Here is a 20054-nt window from a genome sequence, read left to right on the forward strand (position 1 = left end):
CCTAGGACGTGGTCGTCATCGCGCACGATCCGCTGAGCGCGGTTGTCGTCCGCACAGCGCGGGGCAATGGCCGTGGGCCGTGGTCACCCGGAACGCAGTGTCTGCGAGGGCAACTCGCCGAAGCGCGCCCGGTAACGGGACGCGAAGCGGCCCAGGTGGCCGAAGCTCCAACGATGGGCGACCTCGCTCACGTTCACCTCGCCCGGTGTGCCGCGGCGTAGTTCGTCGTGGACGCGGGTGAGGCGGACGTCGGTGAGGTAGGCCAGCGGGGTCATGCCGACGTACTGCTGGAAGGCTTCTTGGAGTCGCCGCACGCTCACCCCGGCGAGCACGGCCAACTCGCCGACCGTGAATGGATGTTGCGGCATGCTGTGCATGGCCTCGACGGCACGCTTGACGTGGCCCGGGCGCAGGGCGGTTTTCGGCCGGTCGAGCTCGTCGCGGTAGCGGTGGCCGGTGGCGAGGAGGAACCCGGTCAGCAGGGACTCCTGGAGCGGACGGGCGACCATCGGCCGTGTGAGCAGCCCGCCGACCTGTATCTCGGCGAACGCCGCGCGGATCATCCGTACCCAGCTCAGACCCGCTCCCTGCGCTACGTCGAGTTCGGGCGTGAGGGCGACGGGCGTGCTCAGTGGTCGGCCGAGTAGGCGTTCGAGTTGCTCGTTGAGGGCCTCGGGGTCGATCTTCACGGCCAGCATGGAGCAGTCGGTGCTCACTCGATCCAGGGCCGTGTCGCCGTGCGGCTGGAAGACGGCGGCGTTCGCGGTGGTCGCCACCGCCTTGGTGTGCCTTCCCTGCCGCCAGGCCAGGTGGCCGTCCAGAGGGATGTCCACGTGGTACGAGCCGAGTTCCCCGAACTGTATGCGCACCTCCGCCCCGAAAGAGAGTCGTCCGAGTGCGAACGGACCGAGGGCTGCGATGTCGTACCGCGCCATGAACTCGGCGCCGCCGTCGGGTACGTCGATGAAGTTGGCGTAGAAGCGTTCGTGCATGACCTGCCGAGCTTCGTCCACATCCGTCGTCCGGAACTTCAGCAAATTCTGGCCCTGGTGGGGCGAGTGGTGCATACCGTGATCTCCTGTGCCTTTTGGGCATACGAGGGATGGTGCAGATCATCGTCACCCATTGCCTGCCGCCATGCCCAGTGTTCCCTTCTCACGGTTGCCTGGATCGGAACGAGACGTCGCCTCCGGCCGACCTTGTCGAAGATCCTAAAGCTCTGAGGATCAAATCACTGAAGCGCTCGATGATCACGAGCGGTGCGAGCCACCGGCGTCCGCTGGACATCACGGGCCGCTCACCTGCATGAGCGGGATGCCGGCCCGAGCACACCCGTCCGGCGGGGCGTCGACGTAGGTCTGGTGGTCCTTACGATACGGACCCGGACCCCCGCTCGTGTACGGCGCGTTCGTCGCTCAGCTCGGTGCTTCGGGAGCGGGAGCGGGTGAGTGCTCGTCGGCCGATGGCCATGGCTGTCAGTCCCAGGGGGAGGGCTGCGACGGCTCCGACCATCCCGTTGCCTGTGCCGGGGCCACCGCTGGAGGTGGCCAGATGCAGCGCCGCGAGTACGATGCCGACCACGCCCGCAGCCATGGCCGACATGGCGCCGATACGCGCGCTGCCCGTGCTGATCCGGCCGGCGACGCGGGCCAGGGCGAGCCAGCCGATGGCCACGCCGAGCAGCCCCACCCCGAGGGCCAGGTTGGCTCCCGTCCGCCCGTCGCCGATGACTCCGCCCTCGGCGGCCACCGTCAGGACATCTGTTGCCCTCATGTCACTCTCCTCCTTCGCGCGTGCCGGATGTCCGGGATATCGCTGTCCCTTGAGCGTCCCTGCCGACCACACCGCTCGTCGTCCGGCAGACGCGGTCACTTCGGTCTGCCGTCGATGTGGCAGGCGGCTGCTGCGCATGCGGCAGGGCGCGGGCCTGTACCGCGGGTGCGGTAGCCGGGTACTCGTCCGCAGGCGGGACTCGCCCGCAGCGGCGTCCGGCTAGGGTGCGCGCATGGACACAGGGCGTTTTCGTGTCCCGGCCGGTGCCATGGACTGGGCGACAGCCGTCGGCGTGGCGGCACTGCTGCTGGGAACCGGGCTGTCCGGGCAGCACCCGGCCGCGGGGCGTGAGCTGTTCGGCGCCGCGCTGCTGGTGGCGGGCGGTCTGGCGCTGGCCGCGCGCCGAAAGGCCCCGATAGCCGTGCTGGCCGTCACCGGCCTGTGCGCGGTGGGGTACGAGGCGGTGGGTTTCGAGGTGCTCGCCGTGTCGTACCTGGTTGCTGTGTACGGCGCAGTGCGGGCAGGGCACCGCGCCCTGACGGTGGTGGCATCCGTGTCCGTCCTTGTCGTCCTCCCGTTCACGGCGCTGGTCTTCCGCGACGGGCCGGCGCGCGAGGCGTTCGCCCAGGCCCGGAACGTCCTGGAGATCGCTTGGCTGATCGCTGCCTTTGCCGCCGGCGAGGCGGTACGGCAGGCCGAGCAGCGGGCGGACGAAGCCGAGCGCACCCGGGAGGAGGCCGCGCGGCGCCGCGCGGATGAGGAACGCCTGCACATCGCCCGGGAGTTGCATGACTCCCTCACTCACCAGATCTCGATCATCAAAGTGCAGTCCGAGGTCGCCGTTCACGTGGCCCGCAGACGCGGCGAGCAGGTGCCCGGACCGCTGCTGGCAATCCGGGCGGCCGGGCGGGAGGCGATGCGGGAGTTGCGCGCGACCCTGGAGGCGCTGCGCGATGACGACACCACCCCGCCGTGCGGGCTCGACCACATCCCGGAGCTGGTGGAGCGGGCGAGCGGGGCGGGCCTGGAAGCAACGCTGACGATCGAGGGACAGCGCGGCGACGTGCCGGCCGCGGTGGGCCGGACCGCTTACCGGATCGTTCAGGAGGCGCTGACCAACATCACCCGGCACGCCGACGCCGCGACCGCGTCGGTCCGTATCGTCCACCAGGTCGGCTCACTGGCCATCCAGGTCGACGACGACGGCAAGGCCGCACCGGCTGCGGTGGCGGAGACCGGCCTCGGACTGCTCGGCATGCGGGAACGCGTCGCCGCCCTCGGCGGTCGGCTGTCCGCCCAGCCGACCGACGAAGGCGGCTTCACCGTCCGGGCCGAACTCCCCGTGGAACGAGCCTCATGATCCGTGTCCTGCTCGTCGACGACCAGCCGCTCATTCGCAGCGGATTCCGGGCACTTCTCGACCTCGAAGACGACATCGAGGTGGTGGCCGAGGCAGCCGACGGCGAGCAGGGTCTGGCGCTGACCGAGCGGTACCTGCCCGATGTCGTGCTGATCGATATCCAGATGCCGGTCATCGACGGCATCGAGACCACCCGGCGCATCGCCGCCGACCCGGCCCTGGCCTCGGTGCATGTCGTCATCCTCACCAACTACGGCATGGACGAATACGTCCTGGACGCGCTGCGTGCCGGCGCCGCCGGTTTCCTCGTCAAGGACATCGTCCCGGACGACTTCGTACACGCCGTACGCGTCGCCGCGCGCGGTGACGCTCTGCTCGCCCCGTCCATCACCCGTAAGCTGATCAAGCAGTACGTCACCCAGCCGCTCCCCGTCGCCGCCGGCGCCGGACTGGCGGAGTTGACCGGCCGTGAACGCGAAGCCGTCACCTTGGTCGCACACGGGCTGTCCAACGACCAGATCGCCGACCGCATGGTGATCAGTCCGGTGACCGCGAAGACCCACGTCAACCGGGCCATGACCAAACTCCACGTCCGCGACCGAGCCCAACTCGTCGTACTGGCCTATGAATCCGGCCTGGTAACCCCGCGCAACCCCTGACATCCACGGACTGGACGAGAAGGCCCGCAGCAGCGTGTCCAGAGGGTCGTGCTCAAACAAGCTCCATCCTGAGGCGCGGCTTTGATGAGTCACGGGCACGGTACTTTGGCTGCACCGGGCAGAGGGGTGAGGAACCGATGGCGCTTGATCCAGCTCGCGTTGCACGGATCTCCGCTCTTGTCGTGGAGTGCCGGTCGATGCTGGAAACAGACGCAGGAATGGGGACCGTGCAGCGGTTGCTGAGTGACCGCGGGGTGAGCGTGCTGGACTCGATCATCATCACGCGGGAGCTGCTCGGCGCGGGTCCCCATGCCCTGGGCGACGCCAAGGGCATCGTGCTGTCCAGCCCGTCAAGGAACGTGGAGCGGCAGCGCCACGAAGTACTGGTGGACACGCTGCTCGACGCGGTGGAGGAGTCAGCCGAAGACCGGTGACCAGCCCGACAAGTCAGCGGGGTGTGCCGGCTTACCGCTCGGGTCAGGGGCGCTGGTTGCGGAACGAGGGGAGGAGACCGCTCGTGCGGCGGCCCTCCACCGTGACCGACACCCGCCCCAGGTCGAGCGCGTCGAGGCCGATGACCTTCGTCGTGTTCCGGACGCGGACGGTGACGGAGTCGATGCCTCGCACTCGGGACAGATCAAGGGGCGCCCGGCGCGGCCTGCGATGCAGGTTCAGGTGCAGCCGAGTCAGGCCGGGGAAAAGGGCGGCGAAGTCGGGCAGTTCAGCTGTGTCGGCCACACCCTTGAGCCGCAGAGACGTGACGGAGGGCAGCGCGACATCCGGGAGAGCGAGTCGGTCGGCGAAACTCAGGCTCAGCGTGGTCAGCCGCGGAACGGCCTGGAGCGCGGAGAGGTCCAGGCCGACCGGTACGCGGTCGAGCACGAGTTCCTGGATGGCGCTGTCGGCGAGCGGTTCCAGGGACAGCGTGGACGTCGGACTGTGTACGCGCAGGCGCCGCAGCCCGGGCAGTCCGGCGAGGGAGGGAAGCTCCGACGTGCGGTGCTCTGCCGTGCCCAGCGCGAGGGACACAAAGGAGTCCCGGTCGAGGACGGCGGAGAGTTCGTAGATCAGCGACGGCCGGGGGAGCGACAGATTGGGCGTTTCGGGGAGCTGCCGCAGACACGCCACCTGCTCCACGTTCGTCACCGGGATGTCGATGTCGTCGCAGCGGCAGCCGGCCAGGATGGACTCGGCGAACTCGACGGTGTCGAACCGCGGCCACGTGTTGACGACCTCCTGCCGGACACCGCGCTGGGGCGCGTCCTTGTAGGCCCGCATCCGCTGCAGTGCGGCGGGGCCTCCGATCAGCCCGATCGTGCGCACGCTCGCGACGGCCTGCTCCTCCGTCATGTCGGCAGGACCCGACAGTACGTCGAGGACCACCGCGCCCGCCTGCGCCAGGTTCTCCGCCTCCTCGAAGGTGGCTGGAGGGATCAAGAAGGACGCGCGGCTGAGGACCTCCGCCCTGACCGCCGGGTCGAGCGTCGTGGCGTTCTCCAGGCTTGCCGCGGCCAGGAGATGATAGCGGCGCCGCTGGGAGGGACGCTGGTCACCGATGGCCACCAGCTTGCGGAGCAGTTCGGCTCGCTCGCGTTCCCGAGCGTGGCCGACGGCCATGCGGATGACGTCTTCCCACTGGTCGTCACCGGCGTTCTGGGCGAGCAGATCCAGGTCCGAGGACTCGACGGCCGCCTTCGAGCCGAGGTAGTCCTGAAAGGTCCGGTGGATGAAGTCGACCGTGTCAGGCGTGGGCTCCCGTAACAGCCCGCTGCGCAGCAGCAGATGACGGAACACCTGGTGTGCGCCGTCCAGCGGGACGACGGGCGGCATGGAGGGCAGCCGTTCCCGAATGATGCGCACGGCCAGCGCCTGAGTCGCCTCGGACCGCCCGTTGCGGATGAGCCAGTACGCAAGCCGCTGGAGGAGCTGGATCTGCTGCTCCTCGGTCAGCTGCAAGCCCTCCGGCGCGATGACCTCGCGTTCCTTGTCGCGGCGGACCAGAAGCATCCGCAGCGCGGCCGCGTACAGGTCCATGCGCCCCTCGGGCAGCTGCGAGTGCCGGTCGCGGTGCAAGGCGCAGATCACTGAGCACATCAGGGGATTGGTGGCGAGCTGATACAAATCGGGCTTGCGGCGCAGGGTGACGTGCAGGGCGGCCCGGTACCGCTCCACCTCCGTACGCTCCTCGGCGTCCCCCAGAGTCGACAGGGCCGCGTCGTGCCAGCGGTTGACGAACTTGTCGATGTCGCCCTGATTGAGGGGCAGCAGGTCGAACTCGACGAACCCGAGGTCCGCCGCCCAGCCGATCGGGACCGCGGAAGGGCGCGTGGTGACGAGGAAGAACGTACGCGGGTAGATCTCGGTCAGTTCCGTGAGCCACCGCTTGGTCAGCACCCTCTTCGACTCCGAGATCTCGTCGATGCCGTCGACGAGCACGATGCCGCGCCCGCTGTGCAGGACCCGGTCGGCCCAGCCCTTCGGTTGCGCACCGTCCAGCATGCTGCCGGCCATGGCGAGGAACTTGTGCGCGGTGGGAAGCGTGGACTCCTGCGCCAGGCTGCGGAGCGGGAGGATGAACGGGACGCGGCCGCGAAGGAAGGCGAGTTCGTCGTCGAAGTCGTTCTGTGCTGCGCTGACGGCGAGCCACTGGACCAGTGTCGTCTTGCCCGAACCGGCGGGGCCCCGCAGCACCACACGGCGCTTCCCGGTCAGGGCTCCTTCGACCCGGAGCCGGTGGGTGGCCGAGACACCTCCGTCGCGGCTCTGCGCCGAGAGTTCCAGGCTCAAATAGGCCGTGTCGAGCGGCCAACGAGCCTGACCGGGGGCGCTGAGGTCGAGTCCGAAGATGGCGAGCTTGCCGTACTTGAGCCCGAGATACTCCAGGTATCGCTGCTCGAAGTCGGCGTCCTGGCTGAGCGGTGGGGGAAGCCGCGCCGTCAGCACCTCCATGCGCCGCAGCGTCTCGTCGATCATGCGGGTCTGCGTGATCAGCGTGGCCGGGATGAAGGACGAGCGCTGCGTGAAGAACTGCAGTATGTGGAGGCAGCAGACGGTGAGCAGGGAGCGGTAGAGGTTCGTCGCGTCGGCGCTCATGTTCCGCGTGGAGTCGTTCGCCGCGACCGACAACCTGCGTGCCAGCTCGACGTGCCCGAGGTGGACCGCCTGGACGTCCTCCATTTCCAGGTCGCCGAGCGAGAGCAGGGTCTTGGTCAACGCGTCGACCACGGCGATGCGGTCACCGTCGTGCACCGCGGGTTCGTACGGGTTCGCGGCGAGCGTCCGGCTGATCAGTTTCTCGCTGATCTTGCGTACGTCCCGCTCGTCCAGGGTGCGTTTCTGGCCGCGCCAGCTGACCAGTTGGGAGACACGGATCGGCTTGCTGACGAGGTCGGCGCCGCTCTCCTCCCGTACGAACAGCTTCGCCACGAGCGGATTGATCAGTGTCGAGGCCACCCGTGCGGCCATCCCCAGAGCCGCAGGCTCCACCCTCGACCGCCTTCCGGTGATTGAACCGTCGCGTCGACATCAGATTAGAGGAGCGGGGGCCTGCTGTCGGCGGAGCACGAAAATCTCCGCGACCGCGGTCTTGGCCGAACGCCTCGAACGGGCCGAACGCCGCTGTAGCCGCGCTGCCGACGCGGGCACCTACGGGTGCAAGCGGGCGTAGGCGCCGCTCTTCACCGTCAGGCGTTCGGCGTCGGGGCCCATGGCGACCCGGTCAAGTTCTACGAACGTCCGCAACAGGGCGCCACCTTCGACACTGTTCCGGCGCCTCTCAGCTGTAGGGGGAGTACGCGTTGTTAGCCTCGGCTGAATGTGCTTCGTTGCGGACATCACCCTCATGTCCGAGGAACAGGGCGGTGCGGACGTAGTATCCGGCGATCGCCTTCGCTTCTACACGCGCAGCGCCGCAGTGTGGGGCACCGTCACGCTTCACGGGGTGGATGTGGTGCGGCCCCTGCACGGAGCCGAAGTGACAGTCACCATCGAAGAACAAATCGCCCTGGAGGCAGTCCAGCGTTTCGCGTTCCGCCAGCGCGGTCGTGCCGCCGGCTCCGGCACCGTGAGGCGACTCCGGCGCTGAACTGCACGAACGGAGCCGGAGCCGGAGCTGGATCGCATAGCGGTGACTGCGCGGTCGGACATCAGCGCGGGCCGAAGGGATACGCCGGTCATCCCGACGGGAGAAGGCGTTCGACGGCCTGTTCAACAACATCTTCCACCAGGGCAGCCGGTACCAGGCATCCCCGGTGGCTGTTCCGTTCCTCGCCCGGATCGCGGTGGCCGGGCCGCCGACCGCCCGTGAGAACACGATGTGGCCGCTGACGCGCCTCGCGGTCGACTGGTACGACGAGCACCGGCTCACCACCGGGATCGACACGGCGGCCTGGCGTGCGGCTGCGTCCGAGTGCTCCCCGCAGAAGATGCTCCTCTGGTACGACGAGCAACTGGCCGCGGAGACGGACGAGCGGCAGCGGCGGCAACTGCGCGACATACGGGACTGGGTGGCAGCCGGTAACTCGCCGGACGCGCGATGGACGGCACTGTGCTCGTACGACGCGGTCCTCGCCGAACTGCCCGGACTCCTGACCCTGTTCGACCACGGCGATCCCCGCCCGCGTACCCGGATCGCCTATCTGACCGCCTGGTTCCCCGAAGCCGCGCCCACCACGCTGCCGCGTCTGCTCGCCCTCGCCGAGCGTGAGCACGAGCCTGTCGCGGCGGCCACCGCCCTGGTCGCCGTCGGCCTCGTCGGCGGCCCAGCGCACGCCGTCCGCGTCGCCCCGTACCTGGACAGCGCGGACAGACTGGTGCGCTGGGCGGCCGCCACTGCGCTCGCCCGCATCGCCAGTGGCAGTCGAGCAGGCCTCGAGTCCGCGCTGGTCGACCGTGCCGTCGCTGAACTCACCGCCGCAGCCGCCGGCCCCGCTCCCGCTTCCTGCACCGACTACAACTCGGGCGACTTCCACGGTCACATCGAACGCACGCTGCGCACTCTCGCTTCGGGTACGCCATAGGCACTCCTCCGGCCACCGTGCGGTGTCTGCTCAGCTACCTGCTCAGATCTGGTTCGTGCCGCCGTCGACGTAGATGTTCGCGCCGACGACGTAACTGCTCTGCTCCGAGGCCAGGAAGGCCACGACCGCGGCGGCCTCCTCGGGCTGACCCATGCGGCCCTTCGCCACGGTCGCGGCGACATTCTCCTTGACGGCCCGGGCGGTCTCCTCGTCGCCGAAAGCCGCCGTGCCCCCGGGCGTCTCGATCCAGGCCGGCGAGACCACGTTGACCCGGATGCCACGGCCCTTGAGCTCGTTGGACCACGTCCGTGCGAAGGACCGGACGGCCGCCTTCGACGCCGCGTACGCGCCGAACGCCTCCACCCCACGGTCGCCCGCCGTCGAACCGACCAGGACGACCGAGGCCCCGTCGTTGAGCAGCGGCAATGCCTTCTGCACGGTGAACAACGTGCCTCGGACGTTGACCGCGAAGGTCTGGTCGAAGTGTTCCTCGGTGGTCTGCTCCAGCGTCACGAACGCACCGATCGCCGCGTTCGCCACGAGCACGTCCAAACCTCTGCCTCGCGCCCGGACCGCCTCGTACAGCCGGTCCAGGTCCTCAGGCTTCGCGATGTCGCCGACGACCGCGGTGGCCCGGTCCGCTCCGATCGTCTTGACGGCGGCCTCCAGTTCGGACTCGCGTCGGCCGGTGACGAACACGTACGCGCCCTCGTCCGCCAGCCGTATGGCGGTGGCCAGTCCGATACCGGTGCTGCCCCCGGTGACCACCGACGTCTTGCCTTCCAGCTGTCCCATGTGAATGTCTCCATCACTCTCGTGGTGCCGATCCGTTCGCTGTCGATAGTGCGGGCACTCGGCGATAACATCCATGATGAAAAGTCCGGCATTCTTTACGTACCGTCCAGGAGGAGTCGTCGGTGCTCGGATTTCGGGACCCCGTGGCTGACGCGATCGGTCTGCTACGCCCCCACACGGTGATCGGGCCCAGTCTCCGGGCCGCGGGGGAGTGGGCTGTGCGCTTCGACCCGTTCCTGCACGTACGGATCGGGGGCCTCGTGCACGGCACGTGCTGGTTGATCCTCGAAGGCCACGAGCCGGTGCTCCTGCGGGAGGGGGACACCTTCATGCTGGGCAATCCGCCGCCGTACGTGCTGGCCAGCACGCTGGACGCGAGGCCGCGCCCCGCAGAGGCGGTGTGGGTGGGTGCCGAGGACGGGTTCGTGCGGCTCGGCCCGGAGTCCGAGGAGGACCTCTACCTCTGCGTCGGGCACATCGCGTTCGACGACAGGAACGCGGCTCTCCTGACCGACCTCCTGCCACCGCTCGTGATCGTCCGTGTGGCCGATCCTCATGGCAGGCAGCTGGCGCAGCTGATCGATCTACTCGCCATCGAGGTCGGGGTCGCCGCCGCCGGCGGCCCGCTGGTGCAGAACCACCTCGCACAGATCCTGCTCGTGCACATGCTGCGTGCGCACGCGGGTCAGACGGACCGGCCCACCGGCTGGCTGGGCGCCCTGAACGAGGACGGCATCGGTGCCGCTCTGCGTGCCGTGCACGCGGACGTGGCGCACTCCTGGAGCCTCAAGGAGCTCGCCGAGATCAGTCACATGTCCCGTTCGACGTTCGCCCATGCCTTCAAGAGCCACGTCGGGGTCCCGCCGTTGGAGTACCTGATCCAATGGCGCATGAGCCTCGCGCGTGACGCCCTCGCCCGCGACACCCTGTCGATCTCCGAGCTCGCACGGGCCACCGGATATCTGTCCGAGAGCGCGTTCAGCACCGCGTTCCGCCGCGTGGTCGGTACATCGCCCGCGCAGTTCCGGAACCAGACGCGGCAGTCGTCGCCCTCGACCGCGAACGAAAACTGAAGAAGAGGTCGGCCGGATCGACGATGGCCGGTTCATGCACCTGAGGTCTGCCGGCTTCTCCTCGGTGCGGGCGAGACCTGGCGTGCGGTCGGACTACCCGCATCAGCGGGGTGGGCCGCGGAAGCGCTGAGGGCTTCGAAGCGTTGAGCTGTGTCGGTGCCCGCGAGTGGCCTCATGACCAGCAGGCTGCGAGTCGTGGTCGCGCTGCGGATGGTGTCGCAGCTCACCTCGAACCGTCCGTGCCGCTGGTGCACCAATTCCTTGTGCGTGGACTGGATGTGGCCAACGCCCATGTCCTCCCAGAGGTATTGGAACTCCGCGCTGGACGCCAGCAGATCGGTGACCAAGTCGCTGGACGCTCGGTCGTGTCCTCGTGCCGCCCAAGCCGATCGGAGAATGGCCGCGTACTGTCGCCCGACCGCCGGGTCATCTTCGAGGAAGCTCTGGGCGCGGGCTTCTGGTTCGGTGAACCAGCGCCAGATGGCGTTGACGCGTCGTCCCGTCTGCTGGGCCCATGGACCGAACAGCATGACGCTGAGACGGTTCTGCGCGAGGACGTTGCTCAGGTCGTCGACCACATGGGCCGGTGTGTGAATGAGCGAGTCGAGGAGAAAGCGCAACTCCGGCTCGACGCGGTCCTCGGTGTCGGACGCCGCACTGGCCGGGTAGCCGGCGAGGTTGTGGAGGTAGTTTCTCTCGGCATCGTCAAGCTTCAGTACCGTTGCCAGGACGGTCAGAAGCCGCACCGACGGCCGGCCCGCACGATCCTGTTCCAGGCGCTCGTAGTAGTCGACTGAGATGTCCGCCAGGAGGGCGACCTCGGAGCGCCGCAGTCCCGGCGTGCGGCGACGCGCGCCCGTCGACAGCCCGACATCGGCGGGTTGCACCGCTTCCCGTCGAGTTCGGAGAAAACGCCCCAACTCACCGGAGTTCAACGAGGATCCTCCACTTGCCGTGTTCGTGACGGTGAGCGATCTGCCGCACGGCCGGAGCAGCTCAGCTCAGGTCAGCTCAGCTCAGGTCAGGTCAGGTCAGGGCAGCTCAGGTCGGCTCAGGTCAGGGAACCGACTGTACCGGCTCACCTCGCGCCCGACACCGGGCGGATACGCCGGCGCGGGCGATGGGGGCGCTGCGACGGACGGAGAGTACGTACGGATGCGTAACGAATTGAGGGTCGCCCTGGGAGAGCGGGTCTCACGCGGGCGTTGTTCTCCCCCGCGAACGGACGCAGTATGCGAGTTCGGCACAGACGAAGTGCGCTGTGCGAAACACCAGGAAGGCTCCATGCCCACCATCGCGACCCCGCACGGCACCTTGAGTGGCTCTGAGACCGATGGCGTCACCGCCTTCAAGGGAGTCCCGTACGCCGCCGCACCTTTCGGCCCGAACCGTTTCCTGCCTCCCCAGCCGGTCGAACCCTGGCAGGGCATACGCGACGCACATCACTTCGGGCACACCGCGCCCCGAGTCGCCTATCCCGCTCCCCTTGACGTCCTGGTCCCCGAGGTCGAAAGGACAGGTGAGGGCTGTCTGAACCTCAACATCTGGACACCTGACCTGGCGGCTCGGCTCCCCGTCATGGTGTGGCTGCACGGCGGATCTTTCACCAACGGATCCGGCGCCGCGCCCGCCTACGACGGCGCCCGGTTCGCCCGGGACGGCGTGGTGTGCGTGACCATCAACTACCGGCTGGGAGCCGACGGGTTCCTGTACCTCGGCGACGGCGACACAGCCAACCTCGGACTGCGCGACCAGCTGGCCGCGCTTCGGTGGGTCCAGGAGAACATCTCGCTGTTCGGTGGCGATCCCCGCAAGGTGACTGTCTTCGGCGAGTCCGCGGGCGCCATGAGCATCGGCGCTCTCCTCGCCGTCCCCGCCGCGGACGGACTGTTCCAGCGTGCAGTCCTGCAGAGCGGGGCAGCACACCATGCCCTCCCCGCAGCGACGGCGCGCCGGATCGGCCACCACTTCACGGACATGCTGGGTATACCCCCCACTCGGCACAGCCTCTCGGGTGTCTCCTTCGACCGCTTGGCCGAGGCGGCGGAGAAGCTGCGTACTGCCATCGCGGCCGATCCCGATCCGCGGCGCTGGAACGAGGTCGCGCACAACCTGATGCCCTTCGAACCGGTCGTCGACGGAGACCTGTTGCCCCGCGACCCGCTCCCCTCGATCGCGGACGGTTCAGCAGCCACTGTCGATGTCCTGGTCGGAAGCAACACCGACGAGTTCAGGCTCTTCCTGGAGCCCACGGGTGTCATCGGCTTCATAGACTCCGCGACCCTGGAAGGTGCCGCCGCCGGCTACGGTCTCGATCCCGAAGAGGCTGTCGCTGTCTACCGCGCGAAGCATCCCGATGGCACTCCCGGTGACCTGCTCGCGGCACTCGCGACGGACTGGTACTACCGGATTCCCGCCATTCGCCTCGCGGAAGCTCACGTCGGCCGGCCCGGGCGTACCTACCTGTACGAATTCGCGTGGCGGCCGTCGACTTTCGAGGGGCGCCTGGGAGCGTGCCACACCCTTGAGATCCCGTTCGTCTTCGACAATCTGCAGGTGCCGGCCCTGTCGCCGTTGCTCGGCCCTGAACCCCCTCAGCAACTCGCCGATGAGATGCACGCTGCCTGGATCGCCTTCGCCACCCACGGAGATCCTGGCTGGGCGCCCTACGACATCATGAACCGCACCACGATGCGTTTCGACACCGAATCCCGTCCCCTCGACGACCCCGACGCCGAGCAGCGGTCGCTGTGGGACGGACGGCGCTGACACGCTGTCGAGTTCGAAAGAGGAGCGGGAGCTCGTGAAAGGAATCATCCACACTGCGCCAAGGCGTGAGGAAAGGGAGCCCATACCCGATACCTACACATCGGCCGATGAACCGAAAGCCGCAATCCGCGGCAAGGACGGTTACTCGCTGGCGATCGCCAACCGCGATGAAATCCGTGAAGCCCAGCAACTGCGCCACCTCGTGTTCACGACCGAGTTCGGTCCCCACCTGTCCTCTTTGGGCAGTGGACTGGATATCGACGAGTACGCCGAGTACGCGGACCATCTGATCGTGCGTGAGAATCGCAGCGGGATGATCGTCGGTACGTATCGCATGATGCCACCGCGGTGTGCGGCACTCGTGGGTGATCGGTTCGGGGACCGAACCTTTGATCTCGGGCCGCTGGACCCCGTTGCCGCGGACCTGGTGGAAACCGGACGCTCGTGTGTACATCCGGATCACCGAAACGGCGAGGTCATCCATATCTGATCTGGAGTGGCATCGGCCAGTACATGCGCAGGACGGGACACCGTTGGCTGGGCGGTTGCGCCTGGGCTCCGTTGAACCACGGAGAGGCGCCCGCCGACACCGGCGCTGGCACCTGGAAAACGGTCCGTGATCGATACCTCGCCCCGCGCGAATTCCGGGTCGCTCCTCTTCAGAGCCTTCAGAGCGCTGGTGATTTCGATGCGGATCGCCTTGTCGTGCCACCGTTGTTGAGATGGTCTGCGGCCCGGCGAGTGACTCCACGAGCTGCAGACCGCTGACCAGCAGGAGACCGTAGGCCGAGCCGAGGACGACGGCCGTCCCGAGCAGGAGGAGTGTCTGCCACGCACCCGGCGTCCTGCGCCACACCGTCAGCGAAGACGGCACACCCCGGGTGCAGACCAGGAAGGTCACCGGCTTCACCAACACCGAAGAGGGAGGCGTCCAACTCACCGACGTCGTCCCCTTCCTCGTCGAGGACGAACTCAAGAACCTCGGCGGCCACTACTCCAAGATCGGCGTCTGGGAACCGTACGTCGTCCAGGACGGCCTGCTCATCACCGGCCAGAACCCCGCCTCCTCCGGCCCGGCAGCCGACACCCTCATCGCGCTCACCACTGCTCAGGCCGGATCGGGCCGGATCGGTCGGTGAGGACGGCTTGTCCGCCTCGGAGTGAAGCAGAGGTTTCGGCACTGCCTGCCTGGCTGAAGCCAGGCAGGCAGTGCCGCGTGATCTGGGCGGGGGACGGCTCCCGGCTCCCAGCCGCCCCTCATGCCGGGGCCTGGCCGGGACCGGACCAGACGGGTGTCCACTCACCATGCGTCGCGTCGGCTCCCGTCAGCAGGAAGCAGCAGCGAGCCGCGGGGGAGGAAGGGCGTAATCCGGCCCGCTGTAATCGCCTCTACGCGTGCAGGAGTCGGCGAGTCATCGCCGTGGTGGCATCGAGGGGTTCGAGGCTCCGATGGATCTTGGCCATGACACTGGCGCCGAGCCACATGTCGTAGAGGATCTGTGCCGTCTCGCGCGGAGCGCCGTCGATCGCGACCGATCCGTCCGTGAGGCCACTCGTGATGGCCCGCTCAAGGCGGTCGACGATCGCGCCCGTGCCCTCCTTGAGGGCCAGCCGCATCGGTTCGGAAAGGTCCGACACCTCGGCTCCGAGCTTCACCGCGAGGCACTTGCCCTGGCACTCGTCGAAGCTCTGCGTTTCCCGCCACATCTGCCAGTAGGACATCAGACGCTCGGCGGCGGACCGGCCGGGCTGTGCGAGTACCTGGTCCATGTCGGCGAGATAGTCGTCGAAGTAGCTCTTCAGCAGGGCCTCGCCGAAGGCGTCCTTGGAGGAGAAGTAGTGGTAGAAGGACCCCTTCGGTACGGCGGCCGCCGCGAGCACCTCGTTGAGGCCGACTGCGGAGTAGCCCTTGTGGGCCATGATCCGCCGGGCGGCGTCGAGGATGTTCCGACGAGTGTCGGCGCTGCGCGCTGTGGTGGCTGGCATACCCCGAACTGTACCCGAGCAATAGACCAGTCGTCTAAACTTGTCGCGAAAGTCCAGGTGCCCACCGCCGGGGGGACGGGTGAACCGGGGAAGTCGACGTCCCCGCCTCGCGTGGGCAGGTTGATTCCCGTGCTCGATGTCAGATCATGCGTCCTCGGTGAGTACCCGCAGTGTTCGAAGCAGTTCCGTGCGCTGCGCCTCGTCGAGAGGTGCGAAGAGGTCCTGCAGTACGCCGACTGACAACTGCCGACCCTCCGCGAGTGTTGTACGTCCCTCCTCGGTGAGGGTGTGCTCGAAGCGTCGCCCGCGGCCTGCGGACCGAGCGATGAGCCCACGGTCCACAAGGCGGTTCGCGAGCGTGCCGAACGCCTGATCGCTCTGGAACGTGGCGACGGCGAGTTCATGCCCGGAGGCTCCCGGCATCCGTTCGATGGCGCGCAGGGCATCCCACTGGACGAGGCTGACCCCGATCTCGCGGAGCGCGGCATCCATCGTGCGGTGGTTCCGGTACTGCGCACGCTTGATCGCTTGCCCGAGGACTTCTAGGTCGGTCGTCATGGTGCTACTGTATCAACATCGGTATATAAACATGTTGAGTCATGGAGGAGCGTCATGAGCATTTCCCTTCCGAAGGACCTTCCTGTCATCCAGGCCGGCGCGCCCGAGGCACGCACGGCTCTCGTGCTGCACGGCGGTGGCGGGCCGCGGACAGTCGCGCCCATAGTGGGACACCTCTCGGCCACCATGCACGCGATCGGGCCGACCCATCCCGGGTGGGAGGGCACAGTGCGCCCCGACTCCATCGCCTCGGTCGCGCACCTAGCGGCCGCTTACCTGGCGCGCCTGCTTGAGCACAAGGAGCACGACGTCGTGCTGATCGGGTCTTCCATCGGCGGGTGGATCGCGCTTGAGATGGCAGTGCAGGCCGCCCATGACGAGCGGTACGCGGGACTGGTCGGGGCCGTGATCGACATCGACGGCGTCGGCGCGGTCGTGGAGGGTGAGCCGGTCGCGGACTTCTTCGCCCTGGACGCCCGCGGCCTCGCCGAAGCCGCCTGGCACGACCCGGCGCGCGGCTACGTCGACCCGGCAGGCCTCACCGATGAGCAGCGCGCGATCCAGCAGGCGAACGGACGCACGATGGCCGCCTTCGTCGGCACCGGCATGAGCGACCCGACGCTGCTCGGCCAGCTCGGCGCGGTGAACGTCCCGACGCTCGTGGTGTGGGGCGAGAGCGACCGGATCGTCACGCCGGCATACGGACGGGCTGTCGCACGTGCGGTGCCGGACGCGCAGTTCGTCGAGATCCCGGCGGCCGGGCACCTCCCGCACCTCGAAGCCCCGGACGCGACATGGTCGGCGATCGACCCGTTCCTGACGAAGTCCTAGTAGGGCTTGGTCAGCTTCAGTTTCGAGTGGCGTGTCTGTTGGGCTGTTGGTGTCGTTGTGATGGTGTGAAACCTGGGGAGATGGCCGAGGTCCGGTCCTGGGGCATCGACGTTCCCCTGGTCGTCGCGGACGCCGGCTACGGTGATGCCGCCGCCTTCCGGCATGGCCTGGAGGAACGCGGTCTGCCCTACGCGATGGGCATCTCATCGCGCCACACCGCCCATCCATCCCATGCCCAGCCCGTTCAGCCCGCCTACGCGGGCACCGGCCGGCCGCCGAAAATGCAGTATCCCGATGCACCGCAGACCGTGAAAGACCTGGTGATCGCGGCCGGACGGACGGCGGCCAGGCCGGTGTCCTGGCGGGAGGGATCCCGGCCGGGCAACGGCCGCAGCGGCTTCAAGCGCATGTACTCCCGGTTCGTCGCTCTCAGAGTCCGCCCTGCCGGACGCGATGTCCGCCGGGCCACCGACGGCCCGGAACTGCCCGAACGCTGGCTGCTGGCCGAGTGGCCCGCCACTGAGAGCGAGCCGGTGCGGTACTGGCTATCCAGCCTGCCCTCGGGGATGCCCCTGGCGGCGCTGGTGCGGCTGGCCAAGCTCCGCTGGCGCATCGAGCACGACTACCGCGAGATGAAACAGGCCCTGGGCCTGGCTCACTTCGAGGGCCGCACCTGGAACGGCCGGCACCACCACGTCACCCTCGTCTCCGCCGCCCATGCCTTCTGCACCCTGCAACGACTGGCACGAGACCCAAAAGACGCAGCGCAGGTCTGAGCCTCTACCAGACAGTCCGCGAACTGCAGACACTCCTCGCCACCTGGACCGGCGCCTGCCCCACCTGCCACCGCAACATACCCACACCCCTACGAACCTGACCAAGCCCTACTAGCGGTGTACTCCGCTGGGCTCCGTTCCCGCTGGTCGCGCGGTCTTTGGGGCGTGGTGGGTTGATGATGCATCACTGGCCGGTGCGCCAGATCCCGAACGGGGCCTGGAATGCGCGGACTTGCGCACCGCCAGAACGCAGTCGACCTGAGCCTGGACGGAGCTGCTCATCCTCGTCGGCCTGGACGAGGATGCGCGGCGTAATCGGGAGGCGATCCGGACGGTGGGTGCGGAACACTTCGCACGGTGATCACGATGCACCCCGTCCTGGAGATGTACGTACCTGACGGCTTCGACCTCTGGGCTGTCGCTGAGGTCGAACCGTTCGGCTTCCTGCCCCTCAGCGGGAAGCTTTCACCCGCTGAGGTAGGGACGGTGGTGATGCGCATCGCCGACTACAACAACATCGCTCCCGATGGCGGCCACCCACCCCAGTCGGCCACCACACTCGGCTGCTTCCTGCACGGACTAATCTGAGTGCCACGGCTCTCGTGGACGGGAAGCGGAAGCGTTGCGCCGGGTGCGCCGACACTCAGCTAACTTCTATTTTCCATAGTCAGCGATGTGCATGACCTATCTGGCTATGAAAAAGGGAAGTTGGCTGAGTGTGGGTGCACCGGGAGGATGACGCCGACCGCCCCCGGATACGACCCTCTGATCCCGGGCCCGGAGAATCAGCCGGGCTCAGGGGCATCCGTGGGCTGTCGGGCAGTCTCGGGATCGGCCTCGGGAATGTCTTCTTCCGGCATGTTCAGTGCGACGAACTCCTGTGGAACGGGACCGCTTTCCGACCCCTGTTCCGTCTCCGCGGTCGGTGCCGGGGCTCCCGCGGAGTGCACCTGGAGGTCGAGGGACTGGCCCATCGGGAACCAGAGCACGGTGAGCGTCATGAACACGCGGTACAAGTCAGGGTTCACCTCCGCGTAGATCCAGACCGACTGGCCCTTGCGCAGTGGGATCGAGAACGATGCCATGCCGGGTTGCGCCGGAGGGGTGATGTTGTTGTAGCGGCCGTCGGTATAGACAGTCAGCCTGGTCGTGCTTCCGGAGATTCCGGTCGGACCCGTCACCTGTCCGGACAGGGTTCCGTCGGTGGGGGCGGTCGCGTGGAAGTAGTTACCGAAGGACGGCACGGACTGCTGTGGCCAGGAGCGCCGGTACGCGGGTGAGCCGTACGCCTGGACCGCACCGGCGAACTGGACCGGCCCGCCGGCGCGGAGGGTCTTGCCCGTAGCGACGGTGACGTTGTTGTCGAAGGTGCTCGCTCCGGCGACGTTCAGGGCCGCGTCGACCTTCAGGCCCGCGGGCTGGCTGATCCGCAGCGGCTTGCTGCCCGCACCGCGGAGTGAGCCGGTGACGGTCACCGTCGTCGTGTCCGATCCGGTGACCGCCACGTTGTTGGCGAACGTGCTCGAACCGTGGACGTTCAGGGCGGCGTCGACCTTCAGACCTGCGGGCTGGCTGACCCGCAGCGGGCTGCTGCCCGCGCCGCGCACCGATCCGGCGACCGTCAGGTCCTTGGCGGTGTTGCTGAGGCTGACGTTGTCGGCGAAGGTGGCCGGGCCCTGGACGGTGAGGTTCCTGACGACGAGGTCGGGGATGCGTACGGTGACCGCCGTGGTCAGGGTGTGGGTGAGGGTGGAGCCACCGGCTGTGACTTCGGCACGGAGCATGAAGCCGGTGACGGTCGTCAGGCCGCGCGGGGTGGGCCAGACGCGTTCCTTGTCGAGGGAGACTCCGGCGGGCGTGTCGCCCCAGTGCATCGTGTATTTCGCGTCCGAGCCCTCCCAGCGGAGCACGGCTGCCTCACCGTTCTCCACCATGATCTTCTCGGGCGCGAAGTTCCGGAACACGAAACCGGCCGGGAACTTGTCCACCACGACCGCGCCGCTCTTGTCGGTGAAACTCCCGTTCGTCGGTGACGAGCTCTCGACGATCGCGAGGGAGACCTGACCCGCCGTGCGGTTGACCGCGATGTTGGACAGGGTGAGGGTGACGATCTGCCCGGTGAACTGCACGGCACGCGCCGGAGTGAAGGTGATGACCGCGAAGCCGCCGGAGACGGCGGGAGCGGACGGCGTCCAGCCGGTACTGGCGCCGGTCCTGATGCCGGCGCCTTCGGTGGTGAGGTGCTCGGCCCCCGCGCCGACCGGCACCCGGACGGTGATCTTGCTGCACCAGGCCGGCGTGGTGATCCCGCCGCCCACATTGATGTTGACGGAGCCGTATTCGGTCTCCTCGGCGGAGCTCACCCGCAACGGCTTCGGGTCGGTCGACGGCTCGTACGGCAGCAGGTTGGTGGCGTTCACCATGATGACGCTCATGCAACAGCCTTTCCTTGGGCG

The 20054-nt window shown here is 68.1% G+C and carries 19 protein-coding genes and 1 pseudogene; 12 read left to right on the forward strand and 8 right to left on the reverse strand.

The features are described 5' to 3' along the window. Positions 1 to 83: 83 nt before the first annotated feature. Both IE278_RS02270 and IE278_RS02275 read right to left on the reverse strand, forming a co-directional pair. Entirely contained in the window at positions 84 to 1067 is a 984-nt protein-coding gene (locus tag IE278_RS02270) for an AraC family transcriptional regulator (RefSeq protein ID WP_189768126.1), read from the reverse strand. Positions 1068 to 1368: 301 nt separating this feature from the next. After that, positions 1369 to 1773: a DUF6223 family protein gene (locus IE278_RS02275; RefSeq protein WP_189768128.1), complete on the reverse strand. Its 405-nt coding sequence runs from the start codon at positions 1771 to 1773 to the stop codon at positions 1369 to 1371. A 232-nt stretch (positions 1774 to 2005) separates the two neighbouring features. Between IE278_RS02275 and IE278_RS02280 the strand changes: the two genes are divergently transcribed. The 3 genes from IE278_RS02280 to IE278_RS02290 all read left to right on the forward strand — a co-directional run bounded on the left by IE278_RS02280 (position 2006) and on the right by IE278_RS02290 (position 4226). Continuing rightward, on the forward strand, positions 2006 to 3133 hold the full coding sequence (locus IE278_RS02280) for a sensor histidine kinase (protein ID WP_189768130.1): 1128 nt from the start codon (positions 2006 to 2008) through the stop codon (positions 3131 to 3133). Beyond that, positions 3130 to 3792, forward strand: a complete 663-nt coding sequence (locus tag IE278_RS02285; RefSeq protein WP_189768132.1) for a response regulator — start codon at positions 3130 to 3132, stop codon at positions 3790 to 3792. Before IE278_RS02280 ends, IE278_RS02285 begins: the two co-directional genes overlap by 4 nt. A gap of 197 nt (positions 3793 to 3989) precedes the next feature. Next, positions 3990 to 4226: a hypothetical protein gene (locus IE278_RS02290; RefSeq protein WP_246569753.1), complete on the forward strand. Its 237-nt coding sequence runs from the start codon at positions 3990 to 3992 to the stop codon at positions 4224 to 4226. 43 nt (positions 4227 to 4269) lie between these two features. On the opposite strand, the gene IE278_RS02295 is transcribed toward IE278_RS02290, so the two are convergent. Beyond that, a complete protein-coding gene (locus IE278_RS02295; RefSeq protein WP_189768134.1) occupies positions 4270 to 7245 on the reverse strand; it encodes an NACHT domain-containing protein in 2976 nt (991 codons plus the stop codon). 361 nt (positions 7246 to 7606) lie between these two features. Between IE278_RS02295 and IE278_RS02300 the strand changes: the two genes are divergently transcribed. Further along, positions 7607 to 7876 carry an EF-Tu C-terminal domain-related protein gene (locus IE278_RS02300; RefSeq protein ID WP_189768136.1) on the forward strand — a complete coding sequence of 90 codons (270 nt, stop codon included), beginning with the start codon at positions 7607 to 7609 and terminating at the stop codon, positions 7874 to 7876. 166 nt (positions 7877 to 8042) lie between these two features. Next, positions 8043 to 8810: a hypothetical protein gene (locus tag IE278_RS02305; protein WP_189768138.1), complete on the forward strand. Its 768-nt coding sequence runs from the start codon at positions 8043 to 8045 to the stop codon at positions 8808 to 8810. A 42-nt stretch (positions 8811 to 8852) separates the two neighbouring features. Here the strand turns inward: IE278_RS02305 and IE278_RS02310 are convergent, their stop codons facing one another. Next, on the reverse strand, positions 8853 to 9605 hold the full coding sequence (locus IE278_RS02310; protein ID WP_189768140.1) for an SDR family NAD(P)-dependent oxidoreductase: 753 nt from the start codon (positions 9603 to 9605) through the stop codon (positions 8853 to 8855). Between the two features lie 143 nt (positions 9606 to 9748). Between IE278_RS02310 and IE278_RS02315 the strand changes: the two genes are divergently transcribed. Then, positions 9749 to 10678: an AraC family transcriptional regulator gene (locus IE278_RS02315; RefSeq protein WP_281403091.1), complete on the forward strand. Its 930-nt coding sequence runs from the start codon at positions 9749 to 9751 to the stop codon at positions 10676 to 10678. Positions 10679 to 10710: 32 nt separating this feature from the next. On the opposite strand, the gene IE278_RS02320 is transcribed toward IE278_RS02315, so the two are convergent. Then, positions 10711 to 11613 carry a helix-turn-helix transcriptional regulator gene (locus IE278_RS02320; RefSeq protein WP_189768144.1) on the reverse strand — a complete coding sequence of 301 codons (903 nt, stop codon included), beginning with the start codon at positions 11611 to 11613 and terminating at the stop codon, positions 10711 to 10713. Positions 11614 to 11962: 349 nt separating this feature from the next. Here IE278_RS02320 and IE278_RS02325 point away from each other — a divergent pair, with 349 nt between their 5' ends. The 3 genes from IE278_RS02325 to IE278_RS02335 all read left to right on the forward strand — a co-directional run bounded on the left by IE278_RS02325 (position 11963) and on the right by IE278_RS02335 (position 14586). Continuing rightward, positions 11963 to 13447, forward strand: coding sequence for a carboxylesterase/lipase family protein (locus IE278_RS02325; protein WP_189768146.1), 1485 nt, complete (start codon positions 11963 to 11965; stop codon positions 13445 to 13447). Positions 13448 to 13481: 34 nt separating this feature from the next. Then, positions 13482 to 13937, forward strand: coding sequence for a GNAT family N-acetyltransferase (locus IE278_RS02330; RefSeq protein WP_189768148.1), 456 nt, complete (start codon positions 13482 to 13484; stop codon positions 13935 to 13937). 391 nt (positions 13938 to 14328) lie between these two features. Continuing rightward, entirely contained in the window at positions 14329 to 14586 is a 258-nt protein-coding gene (locus tag IE278_RS02335) for a type 1 glutamine amidotransferase family protein (protein ID WP_246569756.1), read from the forward strand. A 250-nt stretch (positions 14587 to 14836) separates the two neighbouring features. On the opposite strand, the gene IE278_RS02340 is transcribed toward IE278_RS02335, so the two are convergent. After that, complete coding sequence (locus IE278_RS02340; protein WP_189768150.1) at positions 14837 to 15433, reverse strand: TetR/AcrR family transcriptional regulator; 597 nt, start codon at positions 15431 to 15433, stop codon at positions 14837 to 14839. A gap of 144 nt (positions 15434 to 15577) precedes the next feature. Further along, the gene (locus IE278_RS02345) at positions 15578 to 15991 is read right to left on the reverse strand and encodes a MarR family winged helix-turn-helix transcriptional regulator (protein ID WP_189768152.1); all 414 of its coding nucleotides are present in this window, start codon (positions 15989 to 15991) and stop codon (positions 15578 to 15580) included. A gap of 54 nt (positions 15992 to 16045) precedes the next feature. Here IE278_RS02345 and IE278_RS02350 point away from each other — a divergent pair, with 54 nt between their 5' ends. The 3 genes and pseudogenes from IE278_RS02350 (at position 16046) to IE278_RS02360 (ending at position 18186) form a co-directional block, all read left to right on the forward strand. Then, on the forward strand, positions 16046 to 16822 hold the full coding sequence (locus IE278_RS02350) for an alpha/beta fold hydrolase (RefSeq protein WP_189768154.1): 777 nt from the start codon (positions 16046 to 16048) through the stop codon (positions 16820 to 16822). An 86-nt stretch (positions 16823 to 16908) separates the two neighbouring features. Continuing rightward, positions 16909 to 17598: pseudogene (locus tag IE278_RS02355) on the forward strand (IS701 family transposase); the annotation flags it as partial. 357 nt (positions 17599 to 17955) lie between these two features. Then, positions 17956 to 18186: a hypothetical protein gene (locus tag IE278_RS02360; protein WP_189768156.1), complete on the forward strand. Its 231-nt coding sequence runs from the start codon at positions 17956 to 17958 to the stop codon at positions 18184 to 18186. 197 nt (positions 18187 to 18383) lie between these two features. On the opposite strand, the gene IE278_RS02365 is transcribed toward IE278_RS02360, so the two are convergent. Beyond that, positions 18384 to 20033, reverse strand: a complete 1650-nt coding sequence (locus IE278_RS02365; protein WP_189768158.1) for a hypothetical protein — start codon at positions 20031 to 20033, stop codon at positions 18384 to 18386. Positions 20034 to 20054: the final 21 nt, after the last annotated feature.

The organism is Streptomyces tauricus (assembly GCF_014650955.1).
Classification (GTDB): Bacteria; Actinomycetota; Actinomycetes; order Streptomycetales; family Streptomycetaceae; genus Streptomyces; species Streptomyces tauricus.

Bases quoted from the DNA above. Each gene is read 5' to 3' on its own strand.
- IE278_RS02270 (WP_189768126.1), bottom strand. From the start codon at position 1,067: ATGCACCACTCGCCCCACCAGGGCCAGAATTTGCTGAAGTTCCGGACG.
- IE278_RS02275 (WP_189768128.1), bottom strand. From the start codon at position 1,773: ATGAGGGCAACAGATGTCCTGACGGTGGCCGCCGAGGGCGGAGTCATC.
- IE278_RS02280 (WP_189768130.1), top strand. From the start codon at position 2,006: ATGGACACAGGGCGTTTTCGTGTCCCGGCCGGTGCCATGGACTGGGCG.
- IE278_RS02285 (WP_189768132.1), top strand. From the start codon at position 3,130: ATGATCCGTGTCCTGCTCGTCGACGACCAGCCGCTCATTCGCAGCGGA.
- IE278_RS02290 (WP_246569753.1), top strand. From the start codon at position 3,990: ATGCTGGAAACAGACGCAGGAATGGGGACCGTGCAGCGGTTGCTGAGT.
- IE278_RS02300 (WP_189768136.1), top strand. From the start codon at position 7,607: ATGTGCTTCGTTGCGGACATCACCCTCATGTCCGAGGAACAGGGCGGT.
- IE278_RS02310 (WP_189768140.1), bottom strand. From the start codon at position 9,605: ATGGGACAGCTGGAAGGCAAGACGTCGGTGGTCACCGGGGGCAGCACC.
- IE278_RS02325 (WP_189768146.1), top strand. From the start codon at position 11,963: ATGCCCACCATCGCGACCCCGCACGGCACCTTGAGTGGCTCTGAGACC.
- IE278_RS02340 (WP_189768150.1), bottom strand. From the start codon at position 15,433: ATGCCAGCCACCACAGCGCGCAGCGCCGACACTCGTCGGAACATCCTC.
- IE278_RS02345 (WP_189768152.1), bottom strand. From the start codon at position 15,991: ATGACGACCGACCTAGAAGTCCTCGGGCAAGCGATCAAGCGTGCGCAG.
- IE278_RS02350 (WP_189768154.1), top strand. From the start codon at position 16,046: ATGAGCATTTCCCTTCCGAAGGACCTTCCTGTCATCCAGGCCGGCGCG.
- IE278_RS02365 (WP_189768158.1), bottom strand. From the start codon at position 20,033: ATGAGCGTCATCATGGTGAACGCCACCAACCTGCTGCCGTACGAGCCG.